This window comes from Microcystis sp. M079S1 (assembly GCF_020246425.1).
In the GTDB taxonomy this organism is placed as follows: domain Bacteria; phylum Cyanobacteriota; class Cyanobacteriia; order Cyanobacteriales; family Microcystaceae; genus Microcystis; species Microcystis aeruginosa.
The window spans coordinates 1-10,646 of sequence record NZ_JADBSZ010000180.1; the positions used below are offsets into that span (position 1 = coordinate 1).

Annotated in this window: 11 protein-coding genes; 10 read left to right on the plus strand and 1 reads right to left on the minus strand. The window is 42.4% G+C overall.

What is annotated here, in order from left to right; all coding sequences use genetic code 11:
• The first annotated feature begins 285 nt into the window (after window positions 1-285).
• From gvpC to IM456_RS11970, 7 genes are all read left to right on the plus strand, one after another.
• Entirely contained in the window at window positions 286-924 is a 639-nt protein-coding gene (gene gvpC, locus IM456_RS11940) for a gas vesicle protein GvpC (protein WP_287693271.1), read from the plus strand.
• Between the two features lie 618 nt (window positions 925-1,542).
• A complete protein-coding gene (gvpN, locus tag IM456_RS11945) occupies window positions 1,543-2,586 on the plus strand; it encodes a gas vesicle protein GvpN (RefSeq protein ID WP_287693272.1) in 1,044 nt (347 codons plus the stop codon).
• A gap of 29 nt (window positions 2,587-2,615) precedes the next feature.
• Window positions 2,616-3,026: a gas vesicle protein gene (locus IM456_RS11950; RefSeq protein ID WP_002796982.1), complete on the plus strand. Its 411-nt coding sequence runs from the start codon at window positions 2,616-2,618 to the stop codon at window positions 3,024-3,026.
• Window positions 2,983-3,291: a hypothetical protein gene (locus IM456_RS11955; RefSeq protein WP_002803843.1), complete on the plus strand. Its 309-nt coding sequence runs from the start codon at window positions 2,983-2,985 to the stop codon at window positions 3,289-3,291. Before IM456_RS11950 ends, IM456_RS11955 begins: the two co-directional genes overlap by 44 nt.
• A gap of 375 nt (window positions 3,292-3,666) precedes the next feature.
• Window positions 3,667-4,140 (plus strand): gas vesicle protein K, encoded by a 474-nt coding sequence (locus tag IM456_RS11960; RefSeq protein ID WP_002758523.1) that lies wholly within the window; start codon window positions 3,667-3,669, stop codon window positions 4,138-4,140.
• Between the two features lie 15 nt (window positions 4,141-4,155).
• Window positions 4,156-4,890 (plus strand): gas vesicle protein GvpF, encoded by a 735-nt coding sequence (gene gvpF, locus IM456_RS11965; RefSeq protein WP_149987911.1) that lies wholly within the window; start codon window positions 4,156-4,158, stop codon window positions 4,888-4,890.
• 14 nt (window positions 4,891-4,904) lie between these two features.
• On the plus strand, window positions 4,905-5,168 hold the full coding sequence (locus IM456_RS11970) for a gas vesicle protein GvpG (RefSeq protein WP_149987912.1): 264 nt from the start codon (window positions 4,905-4,907) through the stop codon (window positions 5,166-5,168).
• A 154-nt stretch (window positions 5,169-5,322) separates the two neighbouring features.
• Here the strand turns inward: IM456_RS11970 and IM456_RS11975 are convergent, their stop codons facing one another.
• A complete protein-coding gene (locus IM456_RS11975) occupies window positions 5,323-5,658 on the minus strand; it encodes a gas vesicle protein (RefSeq protein ID WP_287707192.1) in 336 nt (111 codons plus the stop codon).
• A gap of 92 nt (window positions 5,659-5,750) precedes the next feature.
• Between IM456_RS11975 and IM456_RS11980 the strand changes: the two genes are divergently transcribed.
• The 3 genes from IM456_RS11980 (at window position 5,751) to IM456_RS11990 (ending at window position 10,407) form a co-directional block, all read left to right on the plus strand.
• Window positions 5,751-6,434, plus strand: coding sequence for a GvpL/GvpF family gas vesicle protein (locus tag IM456_RS11980; RefSeq protein WP_287693274.1), 684 nt, complete (start codon window positions 5,751-5,753; stop codon window positions 6,432-6,434).
• Between the two features lie 12 nt (window positions 6,435-6,446).
• Entirely contained in the window at window positions 6,447-8,348 is a 1,902-nt protein-coding gene (locus tag IM456_RS11985; protein ID WP_287693275.1) for an ArsA family ATPase, read from the plus strand.
• 214 nt (window positions 8,349-8,562) lie between these two features.
• A complete protein-coding gene (locus tag IM456_RS11990) occupies window positions 8,563-10,407 on the plus strand; it encodes an AAA family ATPase (protein WP_002786508.1) in 1,845 nt (614 codons plus the stop codon).
• Window positions 10,408-10,646 lie beyond the last annotated feature (239 nt).

The following is a 10,646-nucleotide window of genomic DNA, read 5'->3' on the forward strand; positions in this document are numbered from 1 at the left end:
CAAAGCTAGACGCAGACAAATTGTTTTTGTAACCGTGATTTTGTCCCTTGTAGCTAGGTTTACCCCCAATCACCAGAGTGTAAGGCTCACTATTTTTCGGAATAGAAAGCAATTCTTTGGGTGGGAAGCTGCGCCCCTTGGACTTGGGTAGTTCGCCATCTCAACTTTTGGATAATAAGAAAAGTCGGAATCTACTGTCTCTCCCCCCAGTCCCCGTGAATGTTTTTTTCAACGGGTGGTTGGGTCTAGTCCATTCCATAGTATTTAGTAATTGAGGACAACCCCATGCCTGCTCTCATGGAAAAGTTCCGCCAGGAGCGTTTATCGATTGCTGAAGAAGTAGCTGAACTCTCGCGAGAAGTCCAATCTTTTCTGTTGGATGTCAAAACTGAAAGACAAAAACAAGCGCAAGAACAGGCAACTGCTTTGCGCAAATCTTTCCAAAAAGTTCAACAGGAAAGCCACTTGTTCTTAACAGCTACCCAAAAACAGCGTTTAGCTCAAGCGGAAAAGCAAAAAGAGGATTTACGTCAATTTCAAGAACAACGTTTAGCGGAAGCCAAACAGCTAGACAACGACTTACGTCAACAGCGTCTAGATCGAGCCAAACAGCTAAAGGACGATTTAAGTCAATTCCAAGAACAACGTTTAGCAGCAGCAAAACAGCTGGAGAACGACTTACGTCAACAGCATCTAGATCGAGCTAAACAGCTGAAAGAGGATTTAAGTCAATTCCAAGAACAGCGTTTAGCGGCAGCGAAACAGCTAGAGGACGAGTTACGCCAACTTCATCTAGATCGAGCTAAACAGGTGAAGGATGATTTGAGTCAATTTCAAGAACGACGTTTAGCGGAAGCGAAACAGCTAAAAGACGATTTGCGTCAATTTCGTCAAGAGTTGTCTATCTACGTTTTTGGCAAATAAATCTCTAGGTTAATTACAACCCACTTAAGCCTAGGGCTAGAGTAAAAACCCTCTAGTCCCTTTTCCTGGCTAAACTAGAGGACTATCTGAAAATACAACAATAAGCCTTTGGTTTTAAACCTAGCTAGTCCTGCCTTTTTAAGTTTCTAGACTCAACGTAGGATTGGTTGGTTCCCCTTCAGGCTGCTCTAGGGCTCTGGTAAATTAAGAAGTATTATAAAACTTCACTTAGTTTATAGCTAATGTTGTCATTATTAGTCTTTTATTGACAAAGGAGGTAAGGGAAAAGGACTGCATCTGGGCTTGTCATTGTTTAAGTCTTGAAAAGTAATCTACCCAAGAATTTTAGCCCCTTAGCCCCTTGACTAATGAATATCCTGAAATACCTTCAGAATCAAGGTTCTAGAGCTAATTGATGACAGTTCCTAATTTTTTGTGATATTATTATGAGGTAAGCCTTAAAAACCAAAGACGATTAAACTTGCCGTAAAATTCGGGTAACACAAGCGTCCTTGCCTACTCGGTTATTAAGGGGAAACCTGAACCAGCAGTTGTTAGCTCAAGAATACCCGTACGCTTCAGGCGGGGATTATCAATGGTATTTACTAGATTTCGACTATGACATTTACTGAAACTCAAACAACAAGAAGAGCCGTCCTCTGCCTCCGCCCTGGTCAATTTGTTGTTACGCCTTCGATTGATCAAATTGCCACCCGCGCCTTACGTTATCTAAACTCTGGTTTTTCCATTCATCTATGTGGCCCAGCAGGAACGGGAAAAACCACATTGGCGATGCATCTGGCCAATTGTTTAGCCAGACCTGTGATGCTGATCTTTGGCGATGATGACTTTACCAGTTCCGATTTAATTGGTAGCCAGTCTGGTTATACCCATAAAAAACTGATGGATAACTATATCCACAGCGTTCTCAAAGTTGAAGACGAGCTAAAACACAATTGGGTGGATTCTCGGTTAACAATGGCCTGTCGCGAGGGGTTTACCCTGGTTTATGATGAGTTCAATCGTTCTCGACCTGAGGTCAACAACGTTTTACTCTCTGCCTTGGAAGAAAAAATTCTCACCCTGCCGCCCACTAGCCATCAACCCGATTACCTACAAGTCAATTCTCAATTTCGGGCAATTTTCACCTCCAACCCAGAAGAATATTGTGGGGTTCATGCTACCCAAGATGCTTTAATGGATCGGTTGGTAACCATTAATATGCCTGAACCAGATCAACTGACTCAGACTGAAATTCTTGCCCAAAAAACGGGGATTGGTCGAGAAGATGCTTTATTTATTGTCAACCTCGTCAAAACCTTTCGTGTGAAAACTGCGACTGAAAAAACGTCGGGTTTGCGCTCTTGTTTAATGATTGCTAAAGTCTGCGCCTCTCACGATATTGCGGCCAACTCTGCTGACTCGGATTTCCGTGATATCTGCGCCGATGTTCTGTTGTCCCGCACCAATTTATCTGTTGATAAGTCAAGAGCGATTTTATGGGAAATCCTCGAGGACAATCCGTTAGAATCCTTATCCTTTATAGAGGAAACGGAGCCTTCCGATGCCCAAGCGTCAACTCCTGAGCCTTCGACAGGAAATCAGTCGTTAAAAGCCATTCAATCTTTACTGCGAGGCAACTTGCCCCAGCGAAAAGACTAATTTTATACTCTTATTGAGTGAAACCAACCGTGACTTCTTCCACTTTTGCTGGCTCGCTCAAAAACCAGTCAAGCAACTCCCTAAAAACAGCAACTCAAGGTTCGAGTTTAGCGGATATACTCGAACGAGTTTTAGATAAAGGAATTGTAATTGCCGGCGATATTTCCGTTTCGATCGCCTCCACTGAACTTATAAATATCCGCATTCGTTTGTTAATTGCCTCTGTTGATAAAGCCAGGGAAATGGGAATCAACTGGTGGGAAGGTGATCCCTACCTCCATAGCCAATCCCAAGCTTTACTAGCAGAAAATCGGGAACTTTCACTCCGACTGCAAACCCTAGAAACTGAGCTTGAAACCTTAAAATCCTTAAGCCAATTGAGTGCAATAGAGAGCCATGATACCAGTCCGAACGATGAAGCACATTCCTCAGATGCGTGAAATTCCTCACCTGAATCCTCAAAGGTTAGGAAATTTACACGAGACGATTGCCCCCCTTGATAAGGCCAGGGAAACTGCGATTAACAGCTTGCAAGGTTATCCCTACCTCCCTAGCCAAGGCCAAGCTTTATTCGCAGAAAACCTGGAACTTTCACGCCGACTTCAAACCTTAAAATCCTTAACCAAATGGAGTGTAATGGAGAGACGTGATGGCAGTCCCAACGATCAAGCACATTCCTCGTATATATTGAAATTCCTCAATTGAATCCTCAAACGGTCAAGAAGTTTACAGCAGTTAACGATTGCCTCTGTTGATAGAGCAAGGGAGATGGCAATTAATGGGTGGGCAAGCGACTCCTATCTCTATAGCCAATCCCAAGCCTTATTAACAGAAACCCCGGCAGCTAAACTTTAAGCCTTAAAATCCCTACCCCAATCGGGGGCAATCGAGGGCTACGATACCAGTTAAAATAATCAAGCACATTCCTCCTGTCGGGTAAATTCGTCACTAGAATCTTCACAGGGCGGCGGGAAGTTGACATTGCTTGGTTACATCATTTTTTCCCTCAGATAAAATTTCTTGGCCAAGCCCCCCACTAGAGACTCACCCTTAAGAACTCCTCATTTACCAACTCCAACCATGACACTTGCTTGCACACCTTACGATTCTGATAATCAAGCCTTGCTGACCCGTCCAGAAAGTAATAGCCAAGCTGGTTTAGCCCCTTTACTGTTAACTGTTGTGGAACTGGTACGCCAATTGCTCGAAGCCCAAATCATTCGCCGGATGGAAAAAGGGGTTCTCAGTGAGTCTGATTTAGATAGAGCCGCAGAAAGTATCCAAAAATTGCAAGAACAAATTCTCTATTTATGTGAAATTTTTGAGGTTGAGCCAGAAGAGTTAAATGTCCACTTAGGAGAGTTTGGAACTCTTTTACCGGAAGCAGGGAGTTATTACCCGGGAGAGGAGGGTATTAAGCCTTCTGTGTTAGAATTAGTGGATCGACTCCTCAATACAGGGGTTGTTGTGGAAGGAAATGTTGATCTGGGTTTAGCTCAATTAGATCTAATTCATCTAAAGCTTCGTTTGGTTTTAACTTCTCAGCCGGTTTAATTTGGGAGAATACTGATGACAGTGGGTCTTTATTTATATGGCATATTTCCCGAACCAGTTCCTGACGGACTGGTTTTGCAGGGGATTGATAATGAGCCAGTTCACAGTGAGATGATTGATGGTTTTAGTTTTCTCTACTCCGCTGCTCATAAAGAGAAGTATTTGGCATCCCGTCGCTATTTAATTTGCCATGAAAAAGTATTAGAAACTGTCATGGAAGCAGGGTTTACAACGTTGTTGCCCCTGCGGTTTGGCTTAGTTATCAAAACCTGGGAATCTGTCACCGAACAACTAATTACTCCCTATAAAACCCAACTGAAAGAATTATTTGCTAAACTGTCAGGACAACGAGAGGTTAGCATTAAGATTTTTTGGGATAATCAGTGGGAATTACAAGCGGCTTTGGAGTCTAATCCTAAGTTAAAGCAAGAACGGGATGCGATGATGGGTAAAAACTTAAATATGGAAGAAATTATTCATATAGGTCAACTCATTGAAGCCACTGTATTGCAACGGAAACAAGACATTATTCAAGTCTTTAGAGACCAATTAAATCATCGCGCCCAAGAGGTGATTGAAAGCGATCCGATGACGGATGACATGATTTACAATGCAGCTTATTTAATTCCCTGGGAGCAAGAGCCAGAATTTAGCCAAAACGTTGAAGCGATCGATCAGCAGTTTGGTGATCGCCTAAGAATTCGCTATAACAATTTAACCGCACCCTATACCTTTGCCCAACTTGTCTAAGGAGAGTATTAGTTATGTTTCTCGATCTTTTATTTCTTCCTGTTACCGGTCCTATTGGGGGTCTGATCTGGATTGGGGAGAAAATTCAAGAGCGTGCAGATATAGAATATGATGAGTCTGAAAATTTGCACAAATTATTATTATCCTTACAACTAGCTTACGATATGGGCAACATTTCTGAGGAAGAGTTTGAAATTCAGGAAGAAGAACTTTTATTAAAAATTCAAGCCTTAGAAGAAGAAGAAGAGGCAGAAAACGAATCTGAATCTTCTCTCTAGAATTTTTCTATACTTCCCACGTTCAGAACTGGCAATCTTTCCCACCCTATAGGCCATGAACAAAATCATAAATTGTAGCGGCGCTTAGTAAGGGCGGATTTGACAAGCTCAAGAACTCGTTGAAGCTTGGTCAGAACTAGCCCTTGGTTAAGCCTTAATATTCTAGGTAAAAAGTTTGGAAATTACTGGAATTATTATTAGAGGAGTGAGCAACAGTTTTGGGGGAATCAGGTTTTTTAGCTACACTAGGAGGGTTGGCTGTACGCAAATTTTGAATACTTTGTTCTGTAGTCTCAATTTGCTCTGTCACAAACGTCAGACGACTTTTTAATTGCTGAATCTGCCGCTCCATCATTTCTAATTTTTCTTGGATACGTTGTTTTTCAGTAATTAACTTATAAAGCTCAAGTTGCTGATCTGCTTCAGATTGTTTCCGAGGCATAGTGCTAATTTTAGATCTAATTGGTCTGGGTGAACGAGTGGTTGTCATAACAATCCCTGAATAACTTAGAATATTCTAGCATATCAACGCCCCAATATAAAAACTTGTAAAAAATCGTAAATTTTCTTTTGGTAAACCCTATGAAATTGTACAATCTATATACTTACGCTTTTTTGAAAACCCCAATAGAAAGCCTAACATTACCCGTTGGAATAGCTAACCCATTGTTACTGATAACTGGTGGAGACCTCTCGGCCGTAGTCGAACCCGAAGTTTGTTTAGACACTTTACAAAATGATGATGAACGCTTGATTCAATCGGTTTTATGTCATGATCGAGTCATCTGTCAATTATTTCAACAAACCACTATTCTACCATTACGTTTTGGCACATCTTTTTTAGAGGCAGAAAATTTACTGACTCATCTTTGTTCTCATGCCCAAGAATATCAAGAAAAAATTGAACAACTTGAGGGAAAAGGAGAATATCTTTTAAAATGTATTCCCCGTAAGCCAGAGGAGCCTGTACTCTTTTCTGAAAGCAAGGGCAGACAATATTTTTTAGCCAAAAAACAGCTTTATGAAGCCCAACAAGATTTTTATACTTTGCAAGGTTCAGAATGGCAAAATCTCGTGAATTTAATCACCCAAAGCTATCCATCAACGAGGATTATTACTGCTCCGGGGACAGAATCACGAATTTATCTTTTAGTTGATTTTCAAGAAGAACCTTTACTAATCGAGCAAGTCTTGCATTGGCAGAAAGCCTGCCCCCGTTGGGAATTACAATTAGGACAAGTTTCTCCCCCCTATCACTTTACTTAACTTGATTTCTCTATGACTAACTTTAACTTGGTAAATAACTCTCTAAGTCGTTATGACACTCGACATTTAGTTATGTTTAGTGGCAAAGGAGGAGTGGGAAAAACCACCCTTTCCTGTGGATTTGCTCGCCGTTGGGCTAAATTGTTTCCCGAGGAACAAATCCTGTTAATCTCAACCGATCCTGCTCATTCTTTAGGGGATGTATTGCAAACAGAAGTTAGCGATCAAGCATCACCTGTAAAAGACTTACCCAACTTAAAAGTTAGGGCATTAGATGCGGAAAAATTGCTCTTAGAATTTAAAGAAAAATACGGAAAATTTTTAGAACTTTTAGTAGAACGGGGCAGTTTTGTTGAAGGAGAAGATTTAACTCCTGTTTGGGATTTAGACTGGCCAGGTTTAGATGAAATTATGGGTCTATTAGAAATTCAACGATTACTTATTGACAATGTTGTAGATCGAATTGTTGTTGATATGGCTCCCTCTGGTCATACCTTGAATTTATTGGGAATTAAAGACTTTTTAGAGATTATTTTAAATTCTTTAGAGTTGTTTCAAGAAAAACATCGTGTTATTTCGCAAACTTTTTCAAAAACCTACAATGCCGATGATGTGGATGACTTTTTAGTCAAAACACAAGCAGAATTAACCGAAGGCAAACGAATCCTACAAGATCGGGATTTTACCCTTTGTTTAATTGTGGCAATTGCCGAACCGATGAGTTTATTAGAAACCGAACGATTACTCAATAGTTTGCATCACTTAAATATTCCCTGCGGCAGCTTATTTATTAATCGCATTCTAACGGATCCTAATCAAAATTTAGATCGCTACAGTGAGCAACAGCAACTCCTGGATAAATTCCTAAAAATTCCAGGTCAAGAGACAATTTTCACCCTGCCCCAACAATCAAAAGAACCCCTAGGAGGTGAAGCATTAGATCAGATCATGAGTCAAATTGAAATTATCGAAAAAGTAGAATTTACTCCCCCGCCTCCTATTCAATGGCCGCAAAAAATTCTGCCGAGTTTTAGTGATTTTATTGACGACAAACGCCAACTCATTATCATTGGTGGCAAGGGGGGGGTGGGAAAAACAACCGTTGCCGCAGCCATTGGTTGGGCGTTAGCTAATCGTCATCCCGATCAAAAAATTAGAATTATTTCTATTGATCCAGCGCATTCTTTGGGAGATGCCTTTGGGACAAAGTTAGGACATCAATCCACACAATTAACTGATAATTTAAGTGGTCAAGAAGTTGATGCTAATATCATTTTAGAAAAATTTCGGGATGATTATTTATGGGAACTGGCAGAAATGATTAGTGGTGAAGGTAAGGAAGAAGGAAACATCAAACTAGCTTATACTCCAGAAGCTTGGCGACAAATTGTAGCTCAATCTCTGCCAGGAATTGATGAAATGTTATCCCTAGTAACAGTGATGGATTTATTAGACCAGAAACAACAAGATTTGATTATTTTAGATACGGCTCCTACCGGTCATCTCCTGCGATTTTTGGAAATGCCAACGGCCTTAGGAGATTGGTTAAGTTGGATTTTTAAGCTTTGGATGAAGTATCAAAATGTCTTAGGGCGTGTAGATTTAATGGGACGATTGCGAACCTTAAGACAACAGGTGATGTATGCCCAGAAAAAACTCAAAGACCCCCAACATACAGAATTTATTGGAGTTTTGCAAGCCCAAGATGCTATCGTTGCCGAACAACTGCGATTGACAGCATCTTTGAAAAAAATGGGAGTCTATCAACGTTATGTCGTGCAGAATCGTTATCATGCTAATGAGGAAATTGATCGGGATTTATTCCCAGATCAAACTTTGATTCGCTTACCCAGTTTACCCCGGTCAGTAGAACCTCTAGCCCGGGTAAAAAGCGCGGCAGATCTGTTATTTTAAAGGTAATTAGTCTGCTCAAGTCGGACTTCTTCACCCCATCTATCACCCAGTCCCCACGGCAATTCTCATTTTGAAACGATTTTGCGTTGTTTCAGCGATCTAGAGACTCGTTAAGAATTATTAACCCCTCTAGGTGCAAGGGTTTTAATGTCATGAAACCTTAAAATGAGAATTGCTGCAGTCCCCATCTTTCACTTGACTCAGGAGAAATTTTATGGCAGAATTATTCAAAGGCTTCGAGCAATTAGTCGAACTGGCTAAAATCTTGGAAGAGAAACTGGAAAAAGGGGAAATTAAAACCGAAATGCAATTTAATTCCCGTCCCTTGAGTAATATTCCCCGTTCTGGCGGTATTCCCCGTTCAGGGGGAGTTTCTCGTCCGAGCAATTCTGGCGGGGATGATTTTGAGGTCAATCGCAATCGGTCATCTCCCACTGATTCAGGGGTTGAAGACACTGTGACACCGCCCGAAGGACCGACCACGGCTTCCCTGAAAGATGTTGGTGGCTTGACGGAAGTGATTAAAGAACTCAAGGAACTAATTGCCATTCCCCTGAAACGCCCTGACTTGTTGGCCAAGTTAGGACTTGAACCCACTCGCGGCGTTCTCTTAGTCGGACCACCTGGAACCGGTAAAACCCTGACTGCCCGTGCTTTGGCCGAAGAACTCGGTGTTAACTATATTGCCTTAGTCGGACCAGAGGTGATCAGCAAATATTATGGGGAAGCCGAGCAAAAACTGCGGGGAATTTTTGAGAAAGCCGGTAAGAATGCGCCTTGTATCGTTTTTATTGACGAAATTGATAGCATGGCACCCGACCGCAGTAAAGTTGAAGGGGAAGTAGAAAAAAGACTGGTGGCCCAATTGCTGGGTTTAATGGATGGCTTTGCCCAAAGTCAAGGGGTGATTGTTCTAGCGGCGACAAACCGTCCCGACCATCTTGACCCTGCCCTCCGTCGCCCCGGACGGTTTGACCGAGAAGTCCTCTTTCGGGTGCCTGACCGCAAAGGCCGTTTAGAAATCCTGCAAATTCTCACCCGTTCCATGCCCTTAGATGAATCAGTTTCCTTAGATTTGATTGCCGATAATGCGGTGGGATTTGTCGGGTCAGATTTAAAAGCCGTTTGCCAGAAAGCGGCCTATAGTGCTTTGCGACGCCAGGTTCCTACGATTGACTCGCAAATTCCAGAAACAATGACGGTCGTGCAAGCCGACTTTTTGCAAGCCCTTAAAGAAGTTAAACCGGCGGTATTGCGGTCTGTGGAAGTGGAATCTCCCCATGTGGACTGGGACAATATTGGCGGACTTGAACAGATTAAACAAACCCTACAGGAGTCCGTGGAAGGGGCATTACTCCATCCGCAATTATATACGCAAACCAAAGCCCAAGCTCCCAAAGGTATTTTACTTTGGGGTCCCCCCGGAACGGGAAAAACCTTATTGGCCAAAGCGGTTGCATCTCAGGCGCGAGCTAATTTTATCAGTATTAATGGACCTGAGCTTTTGAGTAAATGGGTGGGTGCGAGTGAACAAGCGGTGCGTGAGTTGTTTGCCAAAGCTCGTCAGGCAGCACCTTGTGTGGTTTTTATTGATGAAATTGATACTTTAGCACCGGCAAGAGGTCGTTATAGTGGGGATTCAGGAGTGAGTGACCGGGTTGTGGGACAAATCCTCACGGAGTTAGATGGGTTGCAAACGGCGGCAACGATTTTAGTGATTGGAGCCACTAATCGCCCAGATGCGTTAGATCCAGCCTTATTGCGAGCGGGACGGTTGGATTTACAGTTAAAAGTTGATTTACCGAATGCCTCTAGTCGTTTAGCAATTCTCGGTGTCCATAATGATGAACGTCCTTTAGAGGATGTGGATTTAGGCTATTGGGCCGAGGCAACCGAAGGCTGGAATGGCGCAGATTTAGCGTTATTATGTAACCAAGCGGCACTGATGGCAATTCGTCGTTATCGCCATCAGGGCATGACTGACCCGGCTGAGATTCGCATTACAACGGCTGATTTTAATCATGCTTACCAACTGTTGGTTGAACAGCGTGCCAATTGATTTTTTTTCCCCCTTACTTTAAGTAAGGGGGGAGAATCTCAAATCAGGAAAACCATCCTAAAAAGGAAAATTTGCCAAAATGTCTGCAATAATGGGTCTAATTAGGGTTTGCGGCAAAAAGCTTTTCGGTGGTGGCAGGGTGTGGGGTGTGGGGTGTGGGGTGTGGGGTTTTATCGATTTTCAGGTGGTCAACTACCTAATTTTCAGGGAAAAAGTCCCGGAATTTTCCCCCCGATCCC

Excerpts from the sequence above, each read along its gene's own strand:
- IM456_RS11975 (WP_287707192.1), bottom strand. The coding sequence starts at position 5,658 with ATGACAACCACTCGTTCACCCAGACCAATTAGATCTAAAATTAGCACT.
- gvpF (WP_149987911.1), top strand. The coding sequence starts at position 4,156 with ATGACAGTGGGTCTTTATTTATATGGCATATTTCCCGAACCAGTTCCT.
- gvpC (WP_287693271.1), top strand. The coding sequence starts at position 286 with ATGCCTGCTCTCATGGAAAAGTTCCGCCAGGAGCGTTTATCGATTGCT.
- gvpN (WP_287693272.1), top strand. The coding sequence starts at position 1,543 with ATGACATTTACTGAAACTCAAACAACAAGAAGAGCCGTCCTCTGCCTC.
- IM456_RS11970 (WP_149987912.1), top strand. The coding sequence starts at position 4,905 with ATGTTTCTCGATCTTTTATTTCTTCCTGTTACCGGTCCTATTGGGGGT.
- IM456_RS11985 (WP_287693275.1), top strand. The coding sequence starts at position 6,447 with ATGACTAACTTTAACTTGGTAAATAACTCTCTAAGTCGTTATGACACT.
- IM456_RS11980 (WP_287693274.1), top strand. The coding sequence starts at position 5,751 with ATGAAATTGTACAATCTATATACTTACGCTTTTTTGAAAACCCCAATA.
- IM456_RS11990 (WP_002786508.1), top strand. The coding sequence starts at position 8,563 with ATGGCAGAATTATTCAAAGGCTTCGAGCAATTAGTCGAACTGGCTAAA.
- IM456_RS11955 (WP_002803843.1), top strand. The coding sequence starts at position 2,983 with ATGATACCAGTCCGAACGATGAAGCACATTCCTCAGATGCGTGAAATT.
- IM456_RS11960 (WP_002758523.1), top strand. The coding sequence starts at position 3,667 with ATGACACTTGCTTGCACACCTTACGATTCTGATAATCAAGCCTTGCTG.